Raw genomic sequence first — 24,683 nt, forward strand, 5'->3', positions numbered from 1 at the left:
ACTCTCATTTTTAGGATAAAATTTCTGGGTGGTTACTTAATTATGTGATCTGCATCTAATTATTTCTAGGGTGACTGTTCCCATCACTGGCCGGAACATATAAAAAAAGCCGGTATGGGATACCGGCTTTTTAAAGTCTCTGTTTAGGTTAAATGGGCACGTCTCAAAGACAGATAATCGAGGATACCGCCCAACATCATGCCGATAATACTGAGTTGGATGCCCCGAAGCAGCAAGGTATCAGCCAGTTGTGTTGCCGATGTCCAGCCCCATGCATTGCAAATCAACAGCACCAGCCAGATGGCGAGTAACACACAACCTACGGTGAGAAAACGCAATGCCCAGCGGTAGCCGGTTTTAAATTCGGTACGCGGCATAAATTCATCAGTTTTTTGCGTGAATTCAAGCGTGTGGCGACAGATATACAGCAATATCAACCCAGGTACCGCTGCGGCGATGGAGAACAGATAAAATAACGACCAACCGTGAGTTTCCACAAACCAGCCAGCCACCGGCCCGACATAGACCCGACCTACAGCCGATAATGCGGATAGCAATGCGAACTGAGTCGCGGAAAACGACTTATTACACAAAGTCATCAACAGCGCTACAAAAGCTGCGGTGCCCATACCACCACAAATATTTTCCAAAAAAATGGCACTGCCCATGCTGAATATATTTTTGTCTGTAACCGATAAAATCCAATAACCTACGTTAGAAACACCTTGTAGAATGCCGAAAATCATCAACGCGCGGAACAAACTGAGTCGCTGCATCAACAGACCGCCATATAAGGCACCGATAATGGTCGCCAACAACCCGAGAGTTTTGTTCACCAGACCGACATCACCAGCGTTAAACCCCAATCCACGAATCAAAAACGGCGTACTTAAACTGGCGGCAAAGGCATCGCCCATCTTATACAGCACGATTAACAGCAAAATCAGCCAGGCGTTATTACGACCAAAGAAATCACGCAACGGGGCAACAATGGCCTGCTCCAGCGTTTTAGGCGCCGCGGGGGGCGCTGCGGGTTCCGGGGCCAGTAGGGTCGCGATCACCCCGATGATCATCAACCCAGCCATCAACCAATAGGTTGACTGCCAGCCGAGATAGCGGTCAGCAATCCACAATGCCAGCCCGCCGGAAACCAACATCGCCAGCCGGTAACCCAACACCGAAACGGCAGCGCCGGTGCCTCGTTCTTCTGCACTGAGCAAATCTGTCTTATAAGCATCGAACACAATATCTTGTGATGCGGAGCAAAATGCGACCAATACCGCAATGGCTGCCAGCCACCACAAATGCTTTGCTGGCTCCATAAAGCCCATCGCCACAATGGCGACGATCAATAATAACTGGCTGATTAATAACCAGCCACGCCTACGCCCAAGAAATGAGGGCGTATAGCGATCCATCAGCGGGGACCACAAAAATTTGAAAACATAGGCCTGGCCGACCAGCGAGAAAATCCCGATGGTTTTCAGATCGACGTTTTCCACCGTCATCCAGGCTTGCAGCGTGCCAGATGTCAGTGCCAGAGGAAGACCGGAGGCGAACCCCAGTAATAAAAGAATAAGCGAATTACGCTGTGTAAACAGGTTTGAATAGCGATTGGACATATAAAACCTATATGCTCTGCTCCAATTTGGGGCAGAGCAACGTTAAGCAACTAACGGATTAGCGAGCGTTCTGCTTGATAAAGTTGTTAACCGTGGTGTCTTGAGCCATATCAGCGATCACGTCACTCAGCACTGTATTAACTGCTTCGGTAATTTTGGTATTGCTGGCGGTAAAGGCACCTTGAACATTGTAGATTGAACGGTAGTTCTTAACCTGCTTGTTGCCGTTTTTAGCCTGTGCAGTGATCGAAATGTCGGCTTTGGTAGTGATGTTATAACGCAGGTTGCCTTCCTGCACATTGGCAAACAGTTGGTTGACCACAATTTGCAAGTCAACGGGTGCATCAGTACCGATCATATAACCGCGAGCAGTCATTTGTTTTTCAAGCACTTCCTGCAACAGGAAACGCAGATCGCGAGAGGGTGTTAAGGCCACTAGCTGGCCATCGCGGTTAACTTTTGCCAGCGCAGCATCTTGACGTTGATCGGCACCGTTAATACTGATGGTAACGCCCATCAATGTTGGATCTTGTGCTGGCAATACTATTTTCGGTGTGACTTCCAGTGTATTGCTGCTGGTAGTACAGCCCGCCAGAATGAATGCGGCCAACAGCGGGAAAAGAATTTTCTTTAGCATGTTCACGTTCTCAATAGTTATGGAATTTTTAATAATCTGAGCGGGATAGCTGCAATATTATTGGCACATCATAGCATTGCCGCGGATGGGGGGAAGATCACAACGAAGACAAATTCACCACAAACGTAGCTTTATAGCCAGAAACCATACAAATAACCTTTTGCTCTGACAATCGGATTATCCTCAACTTATGCGATTTGATGTCGGTGGTGGGCGTAATTACTCAAGAATTATTGTCAAAGGAATGTTATAAATCAGCCAAAACCGACTAATATTGCAGTAGAAGGTGTGCAGTTCTCTGCCGTAGCAGTAAGGAGATGTTATGATTCTGATTCGTGAAAAAATAGAAGAAAAACTCAGGGCGGCATTTGAACCTGTTCACTTGGAAGTGATCAACGAAAGCTACCGTCACAATGTTCCTGCAGGCTCCGAGAGCCATTTTAAAATTGTGATTGTGAGTGATAAATTTGTCGGTGAGCGTTTTTTGAGCCGCCACCGTGCCATTTATGGCATATTGTCGGAAGAATTGGCGGGGGATGTGCATGCGCTGGCATTGCACACCTACACAGACAAAGAGTGGGCTAATTTGCAGGATGCCGTACCTAGCTCGCCTTCATGCCGCGATGCTGGCACCTTGGCGTAAATTAATGCAGTGACCTGATTTCAGTGGAACTTTTCAACTGATTTAGGGTATTAGTAGTAGCGAAATAGACGAACGGCCTCTGGGGCCGTTTGTTTTTTAACTAGCGACAAAACCATTTTTACCACAGCGCTGCCAGTATTTTTGTCGAGGGATCGACGTCTGCGTAAATTTTCGCGCGCTGACATTCACCGCTTTCCTCGACTCGTAACCTATGCACCGCTATAATGTCGCGTCTTATTTTTCCGGAATGGTTTCGGGACGCTTCTGACATCTGGGATACTCGGTTCTGTAATGCGGCCGTCCCGGTTCTTAGAGGATGTTTTCAGGGGCGATGTCATTATTGCAATGATGCTCTCTTGATAGCGGCTTCTGGAGTTGACCGAGCACTGTGATTTTTTTGAGGTAACAAGATGCAAGTTTCTGTTGAAACCACCCAAGGCCTTGGCCGCCGTGTAACTATCACCGTTGCTGCTGACAGCATTGAGAAAGCAGTAAAAAGCGAGCTGTTGAAAGCTGCTAAAAATGTGCGTATCGACGGTTTCCGTAAAGGTCACGTACCGATGAGCATCGTTGAACAGCGTTACGGCGCGTCCGTTCGTCAGGATGTACTGGGCGATCTGATGCAACGCAACTTTGTTGATGCGATCATCAAAGAAAAAATCAACCCGGCTGGCGCACCAAGCTATGCACCGGGTGAGTACAAAGAAGGTGAAGATTTCACTTTCTCTGTTGAATTTGAAGTGTACCCAGAAGTTGAATTGAAAGATCTGGAAAGCATCGAAGTTGAGAAGCCGGTTGTTGAAGTCAATGACGCCGACGTTGATACCATGTTGGAAACCTTGCGTAAGCAACAAGCGACTTGGAAAGACACCGATGGCGCTGCCACAGCAGAAGATCGCGTGACTCTGGACTTCAACGGTTCTATTGACGGTGAAGAGTTTGAGGGTGGTAAAGCAACTGATTTCGTACTGGCTATGGGCCAGAACCGCATGATCCCAGGCTTCGAAGAAGGCGTTGTGGGCCATAAAGCGGGCGAAGAATTCACTATCGACGTGAATTTCCCAGAAGATTACCATGCTGAAAACCTGAAAGGTAAATCAGCCCAGTTTGCTATCGTTCTGAAGAAAGTTGAACAGCGCGAGTTGCCAGAACTGACGGAAGAATTCATCAAACGTTTCGGTGTTGCTGATGGTTCTATCGAAGGTTTACGTGCCGAGGTGCGTAAAAACATGGAACGTGAGCTGAAAGGTGCAGTGCGTAACCGTGTTAAAACTCAGGCAATCGACGGCTTGGTTAGCGCTAACGAAATCGACGTTCCCGCCGCTCTGATCGACAGCGAAATCGACGTTCTGCGTCGCCAGGCTGCACAGCGTTTTGGTGGCAATGAGAAACAAGCTGCTGAACTGCCACGTGAACTGTTCGAAGAACAAGCTAAACGTCGCGTTGTTGTTGGCCTGCTGCTGGGTGAAGTTATCAGCCAGCACGAGCTGAAAGCTGACGAAGACCGCGTTAAGGCCTTGATCGAAGAAATGGCGTCTGCTTACGAAGATCCACAAGAAGTTATCGAGTTCTACAGCAAAAACAAAGAGCTGATGAACAACATGCGCAATGTGGCTCTGGAAGAACAAGCGGTAGAAACACTGCTGGCTAAAGCCAAAGTAACCGAAAAACCAACGACCTTCAGCGAGCTGATGAATCAGACCACTGCTGCGTAATGTTTTTCAGCGCATAACGTTAAGTATCTTTGACTTAGCGTTTTGACTTTTAAGCCCGTCGCCTTTGGCAACGGGCTTTTTTCTTATTGGATAATTGGCGATAACGCAGCAAATTATCGGCTATGGTTACTCTGATTCTGGGCTATATTAAAAAAATGAAAGAAAGCGCTTAATTAAATTCGTAGCAGGTGCCATAAAATGCGTAGGGTAAGAAAGGGTTGCTGAGAGAATAAAAGACTATAGGACTTGAAAAACAGCATCCTTCCCCCAATTATTCTTACAGACGTTTATGTTATACCTTTGCCTTGCGTTGGCTGATTATCATCACTTGGTATGTCTTGAACGACCAACGCCTTATCATGGTCATCATTGCTTATCTCAAGTAGAATCGGTTATGAATGGTGCCAAAGTAAATTCTATTAGGAGATGGTAATGTCATACAGTGGCGAACGAGATCAATTTGCACCTAACATGGCTCTGGTGCCAATGGTGGTTGAGCAGACTTCACGTGGGGAGCGTTCTTACGATATATTCTCCCGTCTGCTGAAAGAACGCATTATCTTCCTAACCGGTCAGGTTGAAGACCACATGGCCAACCTGATTGTGGCTCAAATGTTGTTTTTGGAAGCCGAAAATCCGGAAAAGGATATCTTCCTTTATATTAACTCACCGGGTGGCGTGATTACTGCGGGCATGTCTATTTATGACACCATGCAGTTTATCAAACCAGATGTCAGCACAATTTGTATGGGTCAGGCATGTTCTATGGGCGCATTCCTGTTGACTGCCGGGGCGAAAGGGAAACGCTTCTGTTTGCCTAATTCGCGCGTGATGATTCACCAGCCGTTGGGCGGATTCCAGGGGCAGGCTACCGATATTGAGATTCATGCGAGAGAAATTCTGAAAGTGAAGTCTCGGATGAACGAATTAATGGCTAAACATACGGGCAAACCTCTCGAAGAAATAGAGAGAGACACGGAGCGTGACCGTTTCCTGTCTGCAGAAGAGTCTGTAAAATATGGTTTGGTCGATGACATATTCAACCGCCGTGACTAACCGCGTATTTCTGTGTGCCTATAGGCTATAGTTTAAGCAGTATTGCCTGAGGCACCGGCAGTCCGTTTGATAAAAACGTGACGTACAGAAGTAACGAGAATAGTCTCCCTGTCGCTCTGTTTTTAGCGGCGGCAGATACTAAAGAAGAGGTTTACTGATGACAGATAAGCGCAAAGACGGTTCTGGAAAGCTGCTGTATTGCTCTTTCTGCGGCAAAAGCCAGCATGAAGTGCGTAAGCTGATTGCCGGGCCGTCAGTGTATATCTGCGATGAATGTGTCGATTTGTGTAACGACATTATTCGCGAAGAGATCAAAGAAGTTTCCCCGCATCGGGAGCGTAGCTCATTGCCGACGCCGCATGAAATTCGTCGCCATCTGGATGACTATGTCATCGGACAGGAACCGGCGAAAAAAGTGCTGGCAGTGGCGGTATACAATCATTACAAGCGTTTACGTAACGGTGATACCAGCAACGGGATCGAACTGGGCAAAAGTAATATTTTGCTGATTGGTCCGACGGGTAGCGGTAAAACACTGTTGGCGGAAACGCTGGCTCGTTTCCTGGATGTGCCATTCACTATGGCCGATGCGACCACATTGACCGAAGCAGGCTATGTGGGTGAAGATGTCGAAAACATCATTCAGAAACTGTTGCAGAAATGCGATTACGATGTGCAGAAAGCGCAGCGCGGTATCGTCTATATTGATGAAATCGATAAGATTTCCCGTAAGTCTGATAACCCATCTATCACCCGTGATGTTTCAGGTGAAGGTGTACAACAGGCCTTGCTGAAATTGATTGAAGGTACGATTGCAGCTGTTCCTCCACAGGGGGGACGTAAGCATCCTCAGCAGGAATTTTTGCAAGTTGATACCTCGAAAATCCTGTTTATCTGCGGTGGTGCATTTGCTGGCTTGGATAAAGTGATCGGGCAGCGTCTGAATACCGGTACCGGTATTGGTTTTGGCGCAACGGTGAAAGGCAAATCTGAGAAAGCAACCGAAGGTGAATTATTGCGACAGGCTGAACCGGAAGATTTGATCAAGTTCGGTTTGATTCCAGAATTCATCGGTCGCTTGCCAGTGGTAGCGACTTTGAGCGAATTAAGTGAAGACGCATTGATTCAGATTCTGAAAGAACCGAAAAACGCGCTGACGAAACAATATCAGGCGTTGTTCAATCTGGAAGGGGTTGAGCTGGAATTCCGTGATGAAGCCTTGACCGCTATTGCCAAAAAAGCAATGGCACGTAAAACCGGTGCTCGTGGCCTGCGTTCTATCGTTGAAGCGGCTTTGCTGGATACGATGTACGATCTGCCATCGCTGGAAAGCGTGGATAAAGTGGTTGTTGATGAGTCAGTTATCGAAGGCCAATCAGCACCATTGCTGATTTACGGTCAACCTGAAGCGCAAGCTTCAGGCGAATAATTAGCCAAATAATCCAGACAGTTAGTAAGATAATGGGGGATTTTATCCCCCATTTCTTTTTCCTCGCATTGTAATCGTTGAATGTAAGACATTCGTCCCCATATACTCAATAACCTATTTAGTGAAACTCGTGGTGACCGTGTTTCACGAGATTTCCTGAAATCTGGCGGAAGCTAAACTAAGAGAGAGCTCTATGAACCCTGAGCGTTCCGAACGCATAGAAATCCCTGTATTGCCTCTGCGCGATGTGGTGGTTTATCCGCATATGGTGATCCCACTGTTTGTTGGCCGGGAAAAGTCGATTCGGTGCCTGGAAGCTGCAATGGATCATGATAAAAAAATCATGTTGGTTGCACAGAAAGAAGCGTCGACGGATGAGCCTGGTATCAACGATCTGTTTTCGGTTGGCACTGTTGCCTCAATCCTGCAAATGCTGAAATTGCCCGACGGCACCGTCAAAGTGCTGGTTGAAGGCTTACAGCGTGTGCGTATTACCACGCTGTCAGACAGCGGTGAGCATTTTGCGGCACAGGCCGAGTATCTGGAATCCCCTGTACTCGACGAGCGTGAGCAGGAAGTCCTGGTACGCACGGCAATTAATCAGTTTGAAGGTTACATCAAACTGAATAAAAAAATCCCACCGGAAGTGTTGACGTCTCTGCACAGCATTGATGACGCAGCGCGTTTGGCTGATACTATTGCTGCCCATATGCCATTGAAATTAAATGATAAGCAGGCAGTGCTGGAAATGTTCGATATTACCGAACGCCTTGAATATCTGATGGCGATGATGGAGTCGGAAATCGATCTATTACAGGTCGAAAAGCGTATCCGTAACCGCGTTAAAAAGCAGATGGAAAAGAGCCAGCGTGAGTACTATCTGAACGAGCAAATGAAAGCTATTCAGAAAGAACTGGGCGAGATGGACGATGCGCCGGATGAACACGAAGCGCTAAAACGCAAAATCGAAGCAGCAAAAATGCCGAAAGATGCGCGTGAAAAAACCGAAGCTGAGCTGCAAAAACTGAAAATGATGTCGCCGATGTCTGCGGAAGCGACCGTAGTGCGTGGTTACATCGATTGGATGTTGCAGGTTCCGTGGAACAGCCGTAGCAAGGTTAAGAAAGATCTGGTTAAAGCACAGGAAGTTCTGGATACCGATCATTATGGCCTGGAGCGCGTGAAAGATCGTATTCTCGAGTATCTCGCAGTGCAGAGCCGCGTGAGCAAAATCAAAGGGCCAATCCTATGTCTGGTGGGGCCTCCTGGTGTAGGTAAAACCTCGCTGGGGCAATCTATTGCCAAAGCTACCGGGCGTCAGTATGTACGAATGGCTCTGGGTGGCGTGCGTGACGAAGCGGAAATCCGCGGTCACCGTCGTACCTATATCGGTTCGATGCCCGGCAAATTGATTCAGAAAATGGCGAAAGTGGGAGTGAAAAACCCACTGTTCCTGTTGGATGAGATCGATAAGATGGCTTCCGATATGCGTGGCGATCCCGCTTCAGCGTTGCTGGAAGTTCTTGATCCAGAACAGAACGTAGCGTTTAACGATCATTATCTGGAAGTGGATTACGATCTGTCTGACGTGATGTTTGTCGCAACATCCAACTCCATGAATATTCCGGCACCGCTGCTTGACCGTATGGAAGTGATTCGTTTGTCCGGTTACACCGAAGACGAAAAACTGAATATCGCTAAACAGCATTTGTTGCCGAAACAGTTTGAACGCAATGCCATCAAGAAAGGTGAACTGACCATTGATGATAGCGCCATTATCAGCATTATCCGTTATTACACCCGCGAAGCTGGTGTCCGTAGTCTGGAGCGTGAAATCTCCAAGCTGTGTCGTAAGGCAGTGAAAAATCTGCTGATGGACAAAACGGTTAAACACATTGAAATCAACGGGGATAACCTGAAAGAGTTCCTTGGTGTGCAAAAGGTTGATTATGGCCGTGCTGATACTGAGAACCGCGTTGGTCAAGTCACGGGTCTGGCATGGACGGAAGTGGGTGGCGATTTGCTAACCATTGAAACCGCCTGTGTTCCTGGTAAAGGCAAACTGACTTACACCGGTTCGTTGGGTGAAGTCATGCAGGAATCCATTCAAGCGGCATTGACCGTGGTTCGCGCTCGTGCGGATAAATTGGGGATTAACCCTGATTTTTACGAAAAACGCGATATTCACGTTCACGTACCGGAAGGTGCAACGCCAAAAGATGGTCCAAGTGCCGGTATTGCCATGTGTACTGCGCTGGTTTCCTGTCTGACGGGTAACCCTGTCCGTGCTGATGTTGCTATGACCGGTGAAATCACGCTACGTGGTTTGGTGCTACCCATTGGCGGACTGAAAGAGAAGCTACTGGCCGCTCACCGTGGTGGTATCAAAGTCGTGTTGATTCCAGAAGACAATAAGCGTGATCTGGAAGAGATTCCTGCCAATGTTATTGCCGATCTGGAAATTCATCCGGTTAAGCTTATTGATGATGTTTTAGCCATTGCGTTGCAAAACCCAGCCTTTGGCGCACAGCCCGTTGCGGTAAAATAGTGACGTATAGCAAGAAGTATTGATAAAACTGATGCTGGTAAGCGAAATCCTGCTTGCCAGCCATTTTTTGTGCCGCTAAGTTAGATCGGCTGTCTGACGAAAGCATTCACCTTTAGGTTGCTTGCCAAGGCTAGACAGGATTGATATAACAGCAGCGCTGTCGTGTTGTCCGTAGGGATTCTCGGCGCGACGATAGAATTCTAAAGGGGATGAAAGAGTGAATAAGTCACAACTGATCGACAAAATTGCCGCAGGTGCTGATATTTCTAAAGCGGCCGCTGGGCGCGCGTTAGATGCAATTATTGCTTCTGTTACTGAATCCTTGAAAGCAGGGGATGATGTAGCTCTGGTTGGTTTCGGTACTTTTGCAGTACGTGAGCGCTCTGCCCGTACTGGCCGTAACCCTCAGACCGGTAAAGAAATCAGTATTCCAGCTGCTAAAGTTCCAGGTTTCCGTGCAGGTAAAGGTCTGAAAGACGCGGTCAACTAATGATTGCCTCAGATCTCTCCGGTGCCAAATATTGTTTGTGATAAACAATAACCTGACGCAGTTGAGTTGGTAAGGTAAGATATAAGGCGCATCGCTATTGATGCGCTTTTTTTTCGCTTGGCAGTTGAATTGGCATAAAATGCCGGCTGCGCCACCAGGCAATGAGGGCGTTAGTACCCTGAGTAGTTTTATCGCGCAGCAGCGATTATGGGCTGACGCAAGGAATGCTGGGTCTTCACACCTGCGCAAGAGTTTTTATCCACATTACAGCGGAGTATTGTCACATTATGATGGACAATTTACGCGCGGCTGCAAATAACGTCGTGCTCAAAATCATCCTGGCCCTGATCATGTTGTCCTTTATCCTGACAGGCGTGGGCGGCTATCTGATAGGTGGCTCCAACGACTATGCAGCCAAGGTTAATGGCCAAGAGATAAGCCGTGCCCAGCTAGAACAATCGATGCAAAGTGAACGTAGCCGTTTGCAACAGCAGTTAGGCGAGCAGTTCTCTGTACTGGCTGGCAATGAAGGCTATATGCAGCAACTGCGTCAGCAGATATTGGGTCAATTGATCAACAATATGCTGCTTGATCAGTACGCCAAACAGCTGGGCTTGAGTGCGAGTGACGAACAAGTGAAAGATTCTATTCGTCAACTGCCTTATTTCCAGACGGATAATAAGTTCGACAACAACAAATATCTCGAATTGGTCAATCGTATGGGGTACACCCCGGACCAGTTCGCTCAAATTCAGCGTCAACAGCTGATCAATCAGCAATTGCTACAGGCTTTCAGCGAAACGGGTTTTGCCCTGCCAGCGGAAGCACAGGCGATGTCTGAACTGATTCTGCAGCAGCGGGAAGTTCGTTTGGCGACGCTGGATCTTAAAGCGTTGCAAGCTAAACAGACTGTGACTGATGAAGAACTGAAAGCGTACTACGAGCAGAATAGAAACAGCTTCATTGCACCAGAAGAAATGAAAATCAGTTTCATTGAAATGGATGCAGCGGCGATGCAGGAAAAAATCACTGTTACCGAAGAAGATATTGCTACGTACTACGAGCAGCATAGAAGTAGCTTCACTCAGCCTGAACGCAGAAATTACAGCGTTATCCAGTTCAAAAACGAGGCAGATGCTAAAACAGCGCTGGCAGAACTGAAAAATGGTGCAGATTTCACCACGCTGGCAAAAGAAAAATCCACCGACATCATTTCACGCAAAAATGGTGGTGAGTTAGGGTGGTTAGAACCAGAAACCACGGCTGATGAGCTGAAACAAGCTAATCTGACTGAGAAAGGCCAGTTATCTGATGTGGTAAAATCTTCTGTGGGCTATTTGATCGTTCGCTTGAATGACATTAAACCAGAACAGGTTAAGCCGCTGTCTGAAGTGCATGACGCATTGGCAACCAAAGTCAAGCAGGAAAAAGCTGTTGATGCTTATTATGCGCTACAGCAAAAGGTGAGCGAAGCTGCCACTAGCGATAATGAATCGCTGGCCTCTGCCGAAGAAGCTGCTGGTAGCAAAGCGAAGCAAACCGCTTGGTTCACTCGTGATGCAGTTCCAGCTCAACTGAATTACAAACCGGTTATTCAAGCTATCTTCGAGGGTGCATTAGTCGGCGAGAATGGCGCACCGGGTAGCAATTCAGACGTTATCACCGTTGATGGTGACCGCGCCTTTGTTATTCGTATCGATGGCCACAAGCCGGAAGGCGTCCAGCCGTTTGATCAGGTTCGCGATCAGGTAGCCGAATTGGTTAAACGCCAGAAAGCCGAGCAGCAGGCTCGTGTTGATGGTGAGAAAATTCTGACTGCCTTGAAGCAAGGTAAAGGCGAAGAAGCGATGAAAGCGGCAGGCCTGAGCTTTGGTGAGAAGAAGATGATTGCCCGTGCGCCGGGTGACGATCAACTAGCGCAAACCGTATTTGCTTTACCACACCCACAGGTAGAAAAACCAGTTTATGGTTTATCCCAAGATCGTCAGGACAACATCGTATTGATCGAGTTGCTGTCAGTGACTCCTGGTAAACTGCCTGAAGATGAAATGCCGAACTTCACCACCAAAATGGCAGAAGGTATTAATGGTATTGCTCTGGATGCACTGATTGCTAACCTGCACAAACAGGCGACCATCAAAATGGGTTCAGCCGAGCAGCAATCGCAGTAAGCGTCGCATACATCTGCAAATCGATGTAACAACGAAAGGCCGCTTTAGCGGCCTTTCGCATATCTAGAATCCGTGGTTTACAGGCACAACATGTCTGAGGCAAAGTACAAATGCTGTCAAATACACGGAGGATACAGCATGAATAACAAAGGAAAAACTCTGGCTCTAGTTCTGCTTCTGGCCAGTTTTACGGCTCCTTTTACCGCAGTGATGGCCGCACCGAATCAGCCTCAGGAAAATCAGCAAGCCAAGTCACCAAAGGTTTCTCATCAACTCGCCGATAAACATCGGGATACATCGAAGCTAAAGACACCTTCACCAGGGAGCAATAGGGAAGCTTCATCACAGATTGATGTGAATAAAGCCAGCGCCGAGGAGTTAGCAGCAGGGCTTAGCGGTATTGGGTTGAAAAAAGCACAGGCTATTGTTCGCTATCGTGAAGAGTTCGGTTTCTTTAGCCAGCTTGAGCAGTTATTAGAGGTTTCAGGGATCGGACCCATGTTTATCGAACGGAATCGACAGAAAATAAAAATATAAACTCAGAGATATCGGCTCATGTAGTAACAACATGAGTTCATCGACAGTTATAGCTGAGCTGATGATAGTATTCAGAACAGCTATTTTACCGTTTAAAATCAATGTTTTAAAATTAAAAATATGCTATGCAAGAAAGTGGCGTGTAAATTAAATGTTAAGCAGTTGTGATCTAACTCTAAGTTATATTGTGAGTCTGCTATTAAATGAAGTTACTCTGCTACTATTCGTGAGGTCATACCAGTTTAATTTAACCCGTTCTGTTTTCATTTCTACTTCGCAGCAGAGGTTTTCCCATGCGTACTCAGATCAAAGTCCGTGGTTTTCATATTGATGTTTATCAGCATGTTAATAATGCTCGTTATCTTGAGTTTCTGGAACAAGCGCGTTGGGAGTGGTTAGATGGTGAAGAGGCATTTCAATGGATGAGCCGGAACCATATCGCTTTTATCGTCGTCAATATCAACATTAGTTATCGTAAACCAGCGGTATTGGGCGATGTGCTGCGTATTGATAGCCAACTGATAAAACTCAATGGAAAAAGTGGAGTTCTGAGTCAGATGATTACTTTAGAGACAGATGACTCACCGGTTGCTGATGCGGCGCTGACTTTCGTCTGTGTCGATCTGAAAACGCAAAAAGCACTGCCGATTGACGGTGAATTACGGCAAAGATTGGGTGCACTGGCGCAGCCGATGGATGATGAAAACCAGTCTGCGCAACGGTAAGTCTCACCTACCGAATATCAGTCTATTTGGCTAAAGGCTATGGTTTAACATCAACCTCAGACTGCGGGCAAAACTGGATGAAGCGATCTCAGGTGGGAAGTATTGGCGGAAGAGTCAAGCGTCCGCGCCATATATGGCGCGGAATAAGACGACAAGGTTCTATTGATGGCATCTCGACGATCTACCGCTTTTCACCGTAGCTGCCACCTGATCATTAACTTCTGGTTTAGCGCAAACCCGTTTTATTTTTGAGGCTGGTAGTCACCGCGGTTTTATTCGCCAGATAATTATTTAGGCCTTTGGCGCGTAAATGGCAAGCGGCGCATTCGCCACAGCCATCACCTTGAACGCCGTTATAGCAGGTCAGAGTGTGGTGTCGAATAAGCTCCAACTGCTGGTAGTAATCAGCCAATGCCCATGTTTCTGCTTTATCTAGCCACATTAACGGCGTGATAAAGGCGATATCCCGCGCAATTCCTAAGTTAATAGCGTGGTTGAGGGCTTTAACAAACTCATCTCGACAATCAGGGTAGCCGGAGAAGTCGGTTTCACATACGCCAGTAATGACGGCTTCAGCCTGCACCTGATAAGCGTAGATCGCGGCCAGAGTTAGAAATAGAATATTGCGCCCGGGAACAAAAGTGTTGGGGAGCGTATTGACACTATTCTCTTCGTAAACCGGAACAGGGATATTGTCGCGGGTCAGGCTACTGACTGCCAACTCGTTCAGCATACCGACATCCAGCACTTTATGGGCTTTAGCGCCGAGTTGACTGGTAAGCTTACGGGCGACTTCTATCTCTTCGCGATGGCGCTGGCCGTAGTCGAATGTAATGCAATGTACTTCATCATATTGCTGCAAAGCCTGAATCAGGCAAGTGGTGGAATCCTGACCACCGCTAAATACTACAACTGCTCGTTTCATTCTGCTGCCTCTAGCTCGGAGAGATGCTTGGAAAAATTTATCTTCAACCAAAATTGAATTTTCTAACCATGTTACCCAGTTAGTGAGCTAAAAGGTAGCAACCGACAGAATACAAAGGTTCTGATTCGTATTAATGGTTATTCCGGCGTGGGTGGCAGCCAGGCTCGGCAAAAATCAAACCAGCCATAGGCTGTAAGCATGACGCCTTTGATTCTTGGTGGCGCATTGACCTGATATTGATAATTAAAGAGTGGCAGGATTAATCCGTCAGACATCAGCTGATGATAATGCGCACGCAACAGCGTAAAACGTTCGGATGGCGCTTCAATCTGTTGGGTTTTTTCCAATGATTGCTGCTGCCAATCCCGTGTTTCATCGGGCAGAATGCTTTGCCATAGCGGGTCATGACGCAACCAGCTTTCCATTGTGGCTTCGCGAGACTCCCCCACCAGATGATCAGACATCAGTAAATCTGCTTGGTCACATTGACTTGCGCTTTGCCAGTGTTTGTTACGACAGAATTGCACTTCCAGCTCACAGCCATGAGCTGCCAGCAGCACTTTTAATTCGTGAGCCACTGCTGCCAGTTCTATCGGTTGTTGGTAGAGTAATATCAGATGGTTGGGTAGTGTTACCCCACTATCCTCAGTGAACTGTGGAATCGGCCATCCAGGCAGCATTTCCTGACTGGGAATGATGATTCCCCGTTGCACGGATAAGTGAGTTAGTAAGCCCGATGTTTGAATCAACATGATGATTTTTCTAGCTTGTTCTTGTGTCAGATGGTTGCGTTTAGCATTCATGGCGAGATAACAAAAACCGAGGCTGGTACTACGTTGTACTGGCTTGGCCAGGGGCAAATCTTCATTTTGGCCGATAGTAATGCTGACAGGGTGCGCAGCATTTCCCCCGTTCATCACATCGGGTAGCTGCGGGGCAATCCAGTATTCGATGATTTCGAGATAGGGATGCTGTAAATGATAGAACTCATGCTGTTCCAATCGAACCAGATGTTTTTCAAATTCAGTTAACTTAAACGATCCTGCACCTAATTGTGGCGTCTCAGGATGGAATAATCGGCAGGGGAGATCGGCCAGACGGTGGGCTAGCCAGTAGTCTGGGTATTTAAGTGTAAACTGGATGCATAAAGCATGAGGTAATGTAATCGCGCTAACATTATCCAAACTTGGTTGGCTACGTGGGTGTTGACGTAATATCTCAAATGTTGCCAATAATTGCGTACCACTCAATGGCTCGCCATTGTGCCAGCGCAATTGACTACGTAAATAAAACTGCCAAATTAAACCGTCGTGGCTGATGTGCCAATGGTGTGCCAAATCTGGCTTGGGTTGCGGATCGCCAGTCTGAAATCGAGTGAGGCCAGCATGTAGCGTGGAAATCAGATGTTGTTCTGCTCTACCCGTGGTATCGAGAGGAACGAGTGACTCTAGCTCGCGATAGTAGGGAATACGTAACACCGGGCTGTCGGCTTGCCATTGCCCGCCCATATGTGGGCTAAGTAAGGCATGCAGTTGTAAGGGTTCCAGTTGTGCTAATTGAAATGCACCCTGATGATCGCCTTGATCAAGAAGCTGCCGCAAACATAAGGCTCGTAGCTCATCGGGGGTTTTCAGGCAGTGAATTTTCGCTCGTTTGCCTCTGCCGACTTGCGCATCCCAATTTAGCCAGCCTTGTTGCTGAAATTTCTGGAGCAGTGTGCGGGCATGGCGATCACTGCAAAAAAGTAGCACAGCTAGCTCGTTGACGGTTGCCGTTTTCTCTTGATTGCCAAACTGCTGAAATAAGCGCTGATATTGAGTTAGTCGGTGAAATATACGCATAGTTAAATCCGGAAGTCTTTAAATTAATTGTTCACTATTAGTTCCCTAAATACTACGGCATACTTTTTGCACTGCCATCTGGCTCACAAATTATGAGGTAACTATGTACCGCCTGGCCGCTTTTGATATGGATGGAACCTTGTTAATGCGTAACCATGAAATCGGTAAGGCAACGCTGGATACATTGAATCAATTACAAGCACGTAACATTACCGTGACCTTTGCTACCGGTCGTCATTATCTTGATATGAAAGGTATTCTGACAACATTGGGTATTAATGGCTATCTGATTACGGGCAATGGCACCCGGGTACATGATGCGAAAGGCAACAGATTACAAGGCATTGACTTGTCTGATAACTTGGTGGAGTTTGTTTTGGGTACGGCGTGGGCGACCAGTGCGAGCATGCATGTTTTTCGTGACGAAGGTTGGTTTACCGATCGCGGCGATCCCGGGCTGTTGGCTGCCCATAAGCTTAGTGGTTTTCATTTTCAGCTAACCGAATGGAATCAGTTGCCTTTTGCCGGTACGCACAAGATTTGTTTCTGTGCACCACACCAAGAGTTGATATCGCTTAAAGAACGATTGGCAAAACAAATAGGTCAGGATGCAGATTTGTGCTTTTCTGCCAGTGATTGCCTTGAGATCCTGCCGCGAGATTGCAATAAAGGTACCGCGCTGAGTGCGTTAACTGAACTACTGAATATCGATATTACCGAGTGTATGGCTTTCGGTGATGCAATGAATGATAAAGAGATGCTTGCAAGGGTTGGTCGCGGCATCGTGATGGGAAATGCATTACCGCAGCTCAGGCAGGAACTTCCACAACTTCAGGTTATTGGCCACTGTGAACAGCAGGCCGTAGCCCACTATTTGCAACATTGGCTCAGTTCACCACACCTCACCTATTCCCCCGAATTCTGAGGTGATAGCTATTAGCCAGAGCCGGATAATTATCCGGCTTTTTTTTGTCTATGCCTCGCCAGCCCTCATGTGGATTGACTGCGAGTTTTGCGGATTAAAGATTAGCTAACTCATGATTGAAGGTACTAAGGTCACCAATATTGGCACTGACCCATTCAGGATTGTAATAGGTGTCCAGATAGCGTTCACCGCTGTCACACAGCAAAGTGACAATGGCTCCTGACTGACCTTTCTCGCGCATTTGCTTCGCGAGTTGTAACGCACCCCAAACGTTGGTACCGGTTGATGCACCGACTTTTCGACCTAAAATTCCCTGCAACCAATGTATGGTCGCTATGCTGGCAGCGTCCGGTACCCGTAGCATGCTATTGATGACTTCGGGGATAAAGGATGGCTCTACCCGTGGGCGGCCAATTCCTTCGATACGACTGCCGCAGGTGCCCGTAACTGACCGATCATGATGGTTGAAGCAGTCGTAGAAAACGGAATTTTCCGGATCGACTACAACTAACTGGGTATCATGGCCCTGATAGCGAATATACCGGCCTAATGTAGCCGAGGTGCCGCCGGTACCGGCACTCATGACGATATAATTTGGCACGGTAAAAGGTTCGCGAGCCATTTGGCGGTAAATGCTGTCGGCAATATTGTTATTTCCCCGCCAATCGGTTGCCCGTTCAGCGTAGGTAAACTGATCCATATAATGGCCGTTCAATTCTTTGGCTAATTGTTCCGATGCGGCATAGATTTGCCCTGCATGATCGACGAAGTGGCAGCGTCCACCGTAAAAAGTGATTTGCTCGACTTTTTTACGCGCAGTGCAGCTTGGCATCACGGCAATAAATGGCAGGCCAATCAAACGGGCAAAATAAGCTTCCGAAACGGCTGTACTGCCGGAGGAAGACTCAATAATCGTGGTTCCTTCTTTAATCCAGCCATTACATAATCCGTAGAGGAAAAGAGAGCGTGCCAACCGATGCTTTAGGCTACCGGTTGGGTGAGTGCTTTCATCTTTCAAATACAGATAAATGCCCGGAAATTCGGGTAGATTCAAGCGAATTAAATGTGTATCAGCCGAGCGTTGAAAATCCGCTTCTATTTCACTGATAGCGTGTTTTACCCAAGTATTGGTCATGTTGTTGGCCTGCGATGTGGTGGGCTTCTAATTATTACTAGGTTAACGGTATTTATGGAAAAAATCGTTGCCATTTTTACTTCTTTATTTCTTAATAGGAGAAATTTATTCTCCGGACGAGCCACATGCTAGATAAAATAGACCGCAAGCTGCTGCGTATACTGCAAGAGGATTGTACGCTTTCGCTTCAGGTATTGGCCGAAGCGGTAAACCTGACGTCAACGCCTTGCTGGAAAAGGCTGAAACGTTTGGAGGATGAAGGTTATATTCGTGGCAGAGTCGCATTGCTGGACAGTGAAAAGCTTGGCTTGGGATTGACAGCTTTTGTGTTGATTAAAACCCAACAGCACAACAGTGGCTGGTATCAGGAGTTTGTGCAATTTACCAAACAGATGCCGGAGGTGCTGGCTTTTTACCGTATGGCTGGAGAGTATGATTATCTGATGCAAGTCGAGGTGGCGGATATGAAAAGCTACGACAATTTCTATAAACGTATGGTAAACGGTGTTCCGGGGTTGATCGATGTGACATCCAGTTTCGCGATGGAGAAGATTAAATACACGACAGTGCTGCCTGTTCCAGAATGAATAATTCACTAAAAAATCACTTTATCGATGTTATTCTCTTCGCAAGAAATTTTGCGTTGCGAACGACATCGCTACGCGTGAAAACGATAGGAGATAGCTTATTTCAGTATCCATAGGATATTGATGGGCGTCGCCTTAACACCGTTTTCCTTCATACCATGGAATAAAACTGCGTGAGATTGTTTGCTCAACTAGGTTGGTATTTTCGTCGCGAATGGCGTCGCTATTTGGGGGCGGTGGTACTGCTAATGATTATTGCCATTTTACAGTTATTGCCTCCGAAACTGGTGGGTGTGATTGTGGATGGTATGACGGCAAAAAGCCTGAGCACCAAGATGCTACTGGTCTGGATCGGCGTGATGGTTATCACTGCGGTGGTGGTCTATCTCCTACGCTATGTCTGGCGCATATTGCTGTTTGGCGCATCCTATCAATTGGCTGTGGAATTGCGATCCAACTTTTATCGGCAACTCAGTCGGCAAACACCTGGGTTTTATTTACGTCACCGTACGGGGGATTTGATGGCCCGTGCGACCAATGATGTTGACCGAGTGGTCTTTGCCGCCGGTGAAGGTGTTCTGACGCTGGTGGACTCATTGGTGATGGGTTGTGCGGTATTGATCGTAATGAGTACCCAAATCAGTTGGCAGCTTACGTTGCTTTCTTTGTTGCCAATGCCAGTGATGGCGATCGTCATCAAATACTTTGGTGAGCAACTGCATCAGCGCTTTAAATCGGCGCAGGGCGCATTTTCAGCATTGAATAATCAAGCTCAAGATAGCTTGAGCAGTATTCGAATGATTAAAGCTTTTGGCCTGGAAGATCATCAATCGGAACAGTTTTCTCGCGTGGCCGCAGAAGCGGGGGCGAAAAATATGCATGTGGCCAAAGTGGATGCCCGCTTTGATCCCACCATCTATATCGCGATTGGTTTGGCTAATTTACTGGCGATTGGCGGTGGTAGTTGGATGGTTGTCAACGGCAGTATCACTTTGGGCCAGTTGACCAGTTTTGTGATGTATTTGGGACTCATGATTTGGCCAATGCTAGCACTAGCCTGGATGTTCAACATTGTGGAGCGAGGAAGTGCCGCTTACGGTCGAATCCGCAGTTTGTTGCAAGAAGCACCAGAAGTGGTTGATGGGAAAATACCTTTGCAGGCAGAGCGCAGCATACTGACAATTAATATCCGCCGTTTTGTTTATCCGGGAAGTGATAAACCGGTATTACAAGATATCAAGTTGAAATTAGTACCGGGAGAAATGCTGGGATTATGTGGGCCGACGGGTTCGGGGAAAAGTACGCTGTTGGCGCTGATTCAACGCCAGTTCGATATTGATGACGGTGAAATTTGTTATCAAGGGCGACCTCTGACAGATATTCGTCTGGACGATTGGCGCAGACGCCTTTCTGTCGTGAGCCAAACCCCATTTCTCTTCTCGGATAGCGTGGCCGGAAATATTGCATTAGGCAAACCCGGTGCGACTCCCGAGGAAATCGAGCAGGTAGCCCGTCTGGCTAGCGTGCATGAAGATATTCTTCGCTTGCCTCAGGGATACGCAACTGAAGTGGGCGAACGTGGCGTTATGCTGTCCGGTGGGCAAAAACAGCGGATTTCTATTGCCCGTGCGTTGTTGTTGGATAGTGAAATTCTGATCTTGGACGATGCACTTTCCGCGGTTGATGGGCAAACCGAATACGAAATTCTAAGTAATCTCCGGCAGTGGGGCACGAACCGAACGGTCATTATCAGTGCTCATCGTCTTTCCGCCCTCACCGAAGCGGGAGAGATTATTGTTATGCAGCATGGTGGTGTAGCCCAGCGTGGTGATCATGAACTGCTGCTAAATCAGTCGGGATGGTATCGGGAAATGTATCGCTATCAGCAAATAGAAGCGGCTTTAGATAGTGACGATGGGCAGGAGGCAATATCTCATGAGTAAAGCTCGGCAGCTTTGGCCGACGTTGAAGCGCTTACTCGCCTACGGTTCCGTTTATCGCAAGCCTTTGTTGATTGCCGTATTGATGCTGTGGGTGGCGGCGGCGGCAGAAGTGAGTGGCCCGCTGTTGATCAGTTACTTTATTGATCACATGGTGGCAAAGGGGAATCTGCCGCTGGCGTGGGTTAGTGGTCTGGCTCTTGCTTATCTATTATTACAACTGTTAGCCGCGACGCTGCACTATTTTCAGACCCTATTGTTTAACCGAGCCGCTGTCGGTGTTGTACAGCGTTTACGTATTGAAGTTATGGATGCTGCATTGCGTCAGCCGCTCAGTACTTTTGATACGCAGCCGGTTGGTCAGATTATTTCCCGTGTGACCAATGATACTGAAGTGATCAAAGATTTGTATGTGATGGTGGTTTCCACTGTATTGAAAAGTGCGGCACTGATCGGCGCGATGCTGGTGGCCATGTTTAGTCTGGATTGGCGCATGGCGATGATCGCCATCTGTATTTTCCCCGCCGTGTTGGTGGTGATGGTGATTTATCAACGTTACAGTACGCCAATTGTGCGACGCGTTCGCGGTTATCTGGCTGATATCAATGATGGTTTTAATGAAATTATCAATGGGATGAGCGTTATTCAGCAGTTCCGTCAACAGGCTCGTTTTGGTGAGAGAATGGCCATTGTTAACCGGGCACACTATATCGCGCGTATGCAAACCCTGCGTCTGGACGGTTTTTTGTTGCGTCCATTACTCAGCCTGTTTTCGGCATTGGTACTGTGCAGTTTGTTATTGTTATTCGGTTTGAGTCCTGAAGGTAGCATCGGCGTTGGGGTGCTTTATGCCTTTATTAACTATCTTGGTCGGTTGAATGAGCCACTGATTGAATTGACCTCCCAGCAGTCTATTTTGCAGCAGGCAGTGGTGGCGGGAGAGCGGATTTTCGAACTGATGGATCGCGCACAGCAAGGTTATGGTGATGATGATCGCCCTCTTACTGGTGGCAGTATTAGCGTTAAAAATCTTTCTTTCTCATATCGTTCGGATAAAACGGTGCTGCATAATATGACTCTTGATGTACCGTCACGGGGATTTATCGCGTTGGTGGGCCATACCGGTAGTGGGAAAAGCACACTGGCAAACTTGCTGATGGGTTATTACCCGGTACTACAGGGGGAAATTTTGCTGGATGGGCGGCCACTCTCTACGCTTTCCCATCATGCCCTGCGTCAGGGCGTTGCTATGGTGCAACAGGATCCGGTTGTACTGGCTGATTCCTTCTTTGCCAATATCACTTTGGGGCGAAACATCAGTGAAGAGCAGGTCTGGCAGGCGCTGGAAACGGTTCAACTGGCAACATTGGTTCGTGCCTTGCCTGAAGGGCTACATTCGCGATTGGGTGAGCAGGGGAATACGCTGTCTGTTGGGCAAAAACAGCTATTGGCGATGGCTAGAGTATTGGTACAGGCTCCGCAGATTCTGATTCTGGATGAGGCAACGGCCAATATTGACTCTGGCACTGAACAGGCGATCCAACGGGCGCTACAGCTTATCCGAAAAAATACTACGCTGGTGGTGATTGCTCACCGCTTGTCTACCATTGTTGACGCCGACAGTATTCTGGTTCTGCATCGCGGTATTGCGGTGGAGCAGGGTAAACATCAGGAATTGCTGGCACTGCATGGTCGCTATTACCAAATGTATCAATTACAGCTAGTCAGTGAAAAACTGGTGGCGGTAGATCAGGAGGAAGTTTCCGTTAGCGGATAAATTGTGTCAGGGGGAATTCCCCCCTGATGCCCAGTTAACGCCCAGTATTTTACTCTCTCGCACTAAAATCTGGCGGTCCGCGTTGGTCGAAGAAAGCAACTGCACTTTTGCGACGCACATCGCACTCTTTTGGTGCGCAAACAACGCTCATCCATGGTGTTAGCCGTCTCAACCGCGCTATTCAAGCTGAAAATCTATCCTCAATACCATCCTTTCATCGCTAAATTCGGCTTTAACTTATTTATGGCACAGCCTTTGCTTTATCGTGATGTGGCAGACATAAATTCGAGCTTAATTCGAGAAGGGGCAAATATGAAGCTGGTTACCGTGGTGATAAAACCATTCAAACTGGAAGATGTGCGTGAAGCCTTATCTTCCATAGGTATTCAGGGGTTGACCGTCACCGAAGTAAAGGGATTTGGTCGCCAGAAAGGGCATGCAGAATTGTATCGCGGTGCAGAATACAGTGTGAATTTCCTACCCAAAGTCAAAATCGATATCGCCATTGCTGACGATCAACTGGATGAAGTGGTTGATGTGATCAGCAAGGCAGCCTACACCGGAAAAATCGGCGATGGCAAAATTTTCGTTGCTGAATTGCAACGGGTTATTCGTATCCGTACCGGTGAAACAGACGAAGCAGCGCTGTAATTTCAGGTTCAAATTTAGTGAATAGGGATGGATTAATAATGAAAAAACTTTTATCCATGTTGGGTCTGAGTGCAGTCGCCATGTTGCCTTCAGTAGCAATGGCTGCAGTGCCCGCGCTAGCCGACAAAGCTGATAACGCGTTTATGATGATCTGTACGGCACTGGTGTTGTTTATGACGATCCCAGGCATTGCCCTGTTCTATGGCGGGTTGATCCGTTCAAAAAATGTGTTGTCACTGATGACTCAGGTGATGGTGACTTTTGCTATGGTTTGCGTGCTGTGGATTATCTATGGCTATAGCTTGGCTTTTGGCAGTGGAAATGCTTTTTTCGGCGGTTTTGATATGGTCATGCTGAAGGGAATTGGTCTGACGAATCTCAGTGGTACGTTCTATCAATTAATCCACGTAGCGTTCCAGGCTTCTTTTGCTTGTATTACCGTGGCACTGATTGTCGGGGCTTTTGCTGAACGTATTCGTTTCTCAGCGGTACTGATTTTCAGTGTAATCTGGCTGACATTCTCTTACTTACCCATGGCGCATATGGTCTGGGGCGGAGGTTTTCTGGCACAGGATGGTGCGCTGGACTTTGCCGGTGGTACCGTTGTGCATATCAACGCCGCAGTTGCTGGTTTGGTTGGCGCTTATATGTTGGGCAAACGTGCGGGTTTTGGCAAAGAGGCGTTTAAACCACACAATCTTCCAATGGTCTTTATGGGGACTTCGATTCTGTATATTGGCTGGTTTGGTTTCAATGCCGGTTCTGCCAGTGCGGCGAATGAAATTGCTGCGCTGGCGTTTATCAATACCGTCGTGGCCACCGCTGGTGCGATTCTTTCTTGGGTATTTGCCGAGTGGATGCTACGTGGTAAGCCATCCTTGCTGGGGGCTTGCTCAGGTTGTATCGCGGGTCTGGTTGCCATTACGCCAGCCGCAGGAACGGTTGGTGTAGGCGGTGCGCTGATTATCGGTCTGGTAGGCGGCGTTGCTGGGCTGTGGGGGGTCGTCTTACTGAAAAAATGGTTACGGGTAGATGATACCTGCGATGTGTTCGGTGTTCACGGAGTCTGTGGCATTGTGGGTTGTATCCTGACCGGCGTTTTCACTGCATCATCGTTTGGGGGGACGGGGTACGCGACGGGGGTGACCATGGGGCATCAGGTTGGAGTGCAGTTGTTCAGCGTCGGTGTCTGTATCCTCTGGTCTGCGGTTGTTGCCTTTATTGCTTTCAAAATTGCTGATGTTATCGTCGGGCTGAGAGTACCGGAAGAACAAGAGCGTGAAGGTCTGGATGTTAACAGCCACGGCGAAAATGCTTATAACCAGTAAT

20 protein-coding genes are annotated in these 24,683 nt (G+C 47.6%); 15 read left to right on the plus strand and 5 right to left on the minus strand.

All coding sequences use genetic code 11. The features are described 5' to 3' along the window. Positions 1-143 precede the first annotated feature (143 nt). Both ampG and DJ39_RS07395 read right to left on the minus strand, forming a co-directional pair. Positions 144-1,622, minus strand: a complete 1,479-nt coding sequence (gene ampG, locus DJ39_RS07390) for a muropeptide MFS transporter AmpG (protein WP_004718686.1) — start codon at positions 1,620-1,622, stop codon at positions 144-146. A gap of 58 nt (positions 1,623-1,680) precedes the next feature. Next, complete coding sequence (locus DJ39_RS07395) at positions 1,681-2,259, minus strand: lipoprotein (RefSeq protein WP_004718688.1); 579 nt, start codon at positions 2,257-2,259, stop codon at positions 1,681-1,683. A 322-nt stretch (positions 2,260-2,581) separates the two neighbouring features. Here DJ39_RS07395 and bolA point away from each other — a divergent pair, with 322 nt between their 5' ends. From bolA to DJ39_RS07440, 9 genes are all read left to right on the plus strand, one after another. Next, entirely contained in the window at positions 2,582-2,902 is a 321-nt protein-coding gene (bolA, locus tag DJ39_RS07400; RefSeq protein ID WP_004718690.1) for a transcriptional regulator BolA, read from the plus strand. Positions 2,903-3,312: 410 nt separating this feature from the next. Then, the gene (gene tig / locus DJ39_RS07405; RefSeq protein ID WP_004718694.1) at positions 3,313-4,617 is read left to right on the plus strand and encodes a trigger factor; all 1,305 of its coding nucleotides are present in this window, start codon (positions 3,313-3,315) and stop codon (positions 4,615-4,617) included. A 432-nt stretch (positions 4,618-5,049) separates the two neighbouring features. Next, complete coding sequence (gene clpP / locus DJ39_RS07410; RefSeq protein ID WP_038243716.1) at positions 5,050-5,673, plus strand: ATP-dependent Clp endopeptidase proteolytic subunit ClpP; 624 nt, start codon at positions 5,050-5,052, stop codon at positions 5,671-5,673. 157 nt (positions 5,674-5,830) lie between these two features. After that, positions 5,831-7,102: an ATP-dependent protease ATP-binding subunit ClpX gene (gene clpX / locus DJ39_RS07415; RefSeq protein WP_004718697.1), complete on the plus strand. Its 1,272-nt coding sequence runs from the start codon at positions 5,831-5,833 to the stop codon at positions 7,100-7,102. Positions 7,103-7,295: 193 nt separating this feature from the next. Next, the gene (lon, locus tag DJ39_RS07420) at positions 7,296-9,650 is read left to right on the plus strand and encodes an endopeptidase La (protein ID WP_004718700.1); all 2,355 of its coding nucleotides are present in this window, start codon (positions 7,296-7,298) and stop codon (positions 9,648-9,650) included. Positions 9,651-9,867: 217 nt separating this feature from the next. Continuing rightward, entirely contained in the window at positions 9,868-10,140 is a 273-nt protein-coding gene (gene hupB, locus DJ39_RS07425; protein WP_004718701.1) for a nucleoid-associated protein HU-beta, read from the plus strand. A gap of 287 nt (positions 10,141-10,427) precedes the next feature. Further along, the gene (ppiD, locus tag DJ39_RS07430) at positions 10,428-12,311 is read left to right on the plus strand and encodes a peptidylprolyl isomerase (RefSeq protein ID WP_004718703.1); all 1,884 of its coding nucleotides are present in this window, start codon (positions 10,428-10,430) and stop codon (positions 12,309-12,311) included. Positions 12,312-12,449: 138 nt separating this feature from the next. Then, positions 12,450-12,848: a ComEA family DNA-binding protein gene (locus DJ39_RS07435; RefSeq protein WP_004718704.1), complete on the plus strand. Its 399-nt coding sequence runs from the start codon at positions 12,450-12,452 to the stop codon at positions 12,846-12,848. 293 nt (positions 12,849-13,141) lie between these two features. Then, entirely contained in the window at positions 13,142-13,573 is a 432-nt protein-coding gene (locus DJ39_RS07440; RefSeq protein WP_004718705.1) for an acyl-CoA thioesterase, read from the plus strand. Positions 13,574-13,799: 226 nt separating this feature from the next. Here the strand turns inward: DJ39_RS07440 and queC are convergent, their stop codons facing one another. Further along, the gene (gene queC, locus DJ39_RS07445; RefSeq protein ID WP_004718707.1) at positions 13,800-14,498 is read right to left on the minus strand and encodes a 7-cyano-7-deazaguanine synthase QueC; all 699 of its coding nucleotides are present in this window, start codon (positions 14,496-14,498) and stop codon (positions 13,800-13,802) included. 137 nt (positions 14,499-14,635) lie between these two features. Next, complete coding sequence (locus tag DJ39_RS07450) at positions 14,636-16,339, minus strand: SgrR family transcriptional regulator (RefSeq protein ID WP_004718709.1); 1,704 nt, start codon at positions 16,337-16,339, stop codon at positions 14,636-14,638. A 103-nt stretch (positions 16,340-16,442) separates the two neighbouring features. On the opposite strand from DJ39_RS07450, the gene cof reads away from it, so the two are divergent. Continuing rightward, positions 16,443-17,264 carry an HMP-PP phosphatase gene (gene cof, locus DJ39_RS07455; protein ID WP_004718711.1) on the plus strand — a complete coding sequence of 274 codons (822 nt, stop codon included), beginning with the start codon at positions 16,443-16,445 and terminating at the stop codon, positions 17,262-17,264. A 94-nt stretch (positions 17,265-17,358) separates the two neighbouring features. Here cof and DJ39_RS07460 read toward each other — a convergent pair whose 3' ends face one another. Continuing rightward, complete coding sequence (locus DJ39_RS07460) at positions 17,359-18,399, minus strand: PLP-dependent cysteine synthase family protein (protein ID WP_004718713.1); 1,041 nt, start codon at positions 18,397-18,399, stop codon at positions 17,359-17,361. Positions 18,400-18,524: 125 nt separating this feature from the next. Here DJ39_RS07460 and DJ39_RS07465 point away from each other — a divergent pair, with 125 nt between their 5' ends. The 5 genes from DJ39_RS07465 to amtB all read left to right on the plus strand — a co-directional run bounded on the left by DJ39_RS07465 (position 18,525) and on the right by amtB (position 24,682). Next, positions 18,525-18,986, plus strand: coding sequence for an Lrp/AsnC family transcriptional regulator (locus tag DJ39_RS07465; protein WP_004718715.1), 462 nt, complete (start codon positions 18,525-18,527; stop codon positions 18,984-18,986). 173 nt (positions 18,987-19,159) lie between these two features. Continuing rightward, the gene (locus DJ39_RS07470; protein WP_038243722.1) at positions 19,160-20,929 is read left to right on the plus strand and encodes a SmdA family multidrug ABC transporter permease/ATP-binding protein; all 1,770 of its coding nucleotides are present in this window, start codon (positions 19,160-19,162) and stop codon (positions 20,927-20,929) included. Next, a complete protein-coding gene (locus tag DJ39_RS07475) occupies positions 20,922-22,703 on the plus strand; it encodes a SmdB family multidrug efflux ABC transporter permease/ATP-binding protein (protein WP_038243724.1) in 1,782 nt (593 codons plus the stop codon). The genes DJ39_RS07470 and DJ39_RS07475 overlap by 8 nt, the downstream gene beginning before the upstream one ends. Positions 22,704-23,015: 312 nt before the next feature. Further along, complete coding sequence (glnK, locus tag DJ39_RS07480) at positions 23,016-23,354, plus strand: P-II family nitrogen regulator (protein WP_007886947.1); 339 nt, start codon at positions 23,016-23,018, stop codon at positions 23,352-23,354. A 38-nt stretch (positions 23,355-23,392) separates the two neighbouring features. Then, positions 23,393-24,682 carry an ammonium transporter AmtB gene (gene amtB / locus DJ39_RS07485; RefSeq protein ID WP_004718723.1) on the plus strand — a complete coding sequence of 430 codons (1,290 nt, stop codon included), beginning with the start codon at positions 23,393-23,395 and terminating at the stop codon, positions 24,680-24,682. Position 24,683: the final 1 nt, after the last annotated feature.

Source organism: Yersinia ruckeri ATCC 29473 (genome assembly GCF_000754815.1).
Classification (GTDB): domain Bacteria; phylum Pseudomonadota; class Gammaproteobacteria; order Enterobacterales; family Enterobacteriaceae; genus Yersinia; species Yersinia ruckeri.

Excerpts from the sequence above, each read along its gene's own strand:
- ampG (WP_004718686.1), bottom strand. The coding sequence starts at position 1,622 with ATGTCCAATCGCTATTCAAACCTGTTTACACAGCGTAATTCGCTTATT.
- DJ39_RS07395 (WP_004718688.1), bottom strand. The coding sequence starts at position 2,259 with ATGCTAAAGAAAATTCTTTTCCCGCTGTTGGCCGCATTCATTCTGGCG.
- bolA (WP_004718690.1), top strand. The coding sequence starts at position 2,582 with ATGATTCTGATTCGTGAAAAAATAGAAGAAAAACTCAGGGCGGCATTT.
- tig (WP_004718694.1), top strand. The coding sequence starts at position 3,313 with ATGCAAGTTTCTGTTGAAACCACCCAAGGCCTTGGCCGCCGTGTAACT.
- clpP (WP_038243716.1), top strand. The coding sequence starts at position 5,050 with ATGTCATACAGTGGCGAACGAGATCAATTTGCACCTAACATGGCTCTG.
- clpX (WP_004718697.1), top strand. The coding sequence starts at position 5,831 with ATGACAGATAAGCGCAAAGACGGTTCTGGAAAGCTGCTGTATTGCTCT.
- lon (WP_004718700.1), top strand. The coding sequence starts at position 7,296 with ATGAACCCTGAGCGTTCCGAACGCATAGAAATCCCTGTATTGCCTCTG.
- ppiD (WP_004718703.1), top strand. The coding sequence starts at position 10,428 with ATGATGGACAATTTACGCGCGGCTGCAAATAACGTCGTGCTCAAAATC.
- DJ39_RS07435 (WP_004718704.1), top strand. The coding sequence starts at position 12,450 with ATGAATAACAAAGGAAAAACTCTGGCTCTAGTTCTGCTTCTGGCCAGT.
- DJ39_RS07440 (WP_004718705.1), top strand. The coding sequence starts at position 13,142 with ATGCGTACTCAGATCAAAGTCCGTGGTTTTCATATTGATGTTTATCAG.
- queC (WP_004718707.1), bottom strand. The coding sequence starts at position 14,498 with ATGAAACGAGCAGTTGTAGTATTTAGCGGTGGTCAGGATTCCACCACT.
- DJ39_RS07450 (WP_004718709.1), bottom strand. The coding sequence starts at position 16,339 with ATGCGTATATTTCACCGACTAACTCAATATCAGCGCTTATTTCAGCAG.
- cof (WP_004718711.1), top strand. The coding sequence starts at position 16,443 with ATGTACCGCCTGGCCGCTTTTGATATGGATGGAACCTTGTTAATGCGT.
- DJ39_RS07460 (WP_004718713.1), bottom strand. The coding sequence starts at position 18,399 with ATGACCAATACTTGGGTAAAACACGCTATCAGTGAAATAGAAGCGGAT.
- DJ39_RS07465 (WP_004718715.1), top strand. The coding sequence starts at position 18,525 with ATGCTAGATAAAATAGACCGCAAGCTGCTGCGTATACTGCAAGAGGAT.
- DJ39_RS07475 (WP_038243724.1), top strand. The coding sequence starts at position 20,922 with ATGAGTAAAGCTCGGCAGCTTTGGCCGACGTTGAAGCGCTTACTCGCC.
- glnK (WP_007886947.1), top strand. The coding sequence starts at position 23,016 with ATGAAGCTGGTTACCGTGGTGATAAAACCATTCAAACTGGAAGATGTG.
- amtB (WP_004718723.1), top strand. The coding sequence starts at position 23,393 with ATGAAAAAACTTTTATCCATGTTGGGTCTGAGTGCAGTCGCCATGTTG.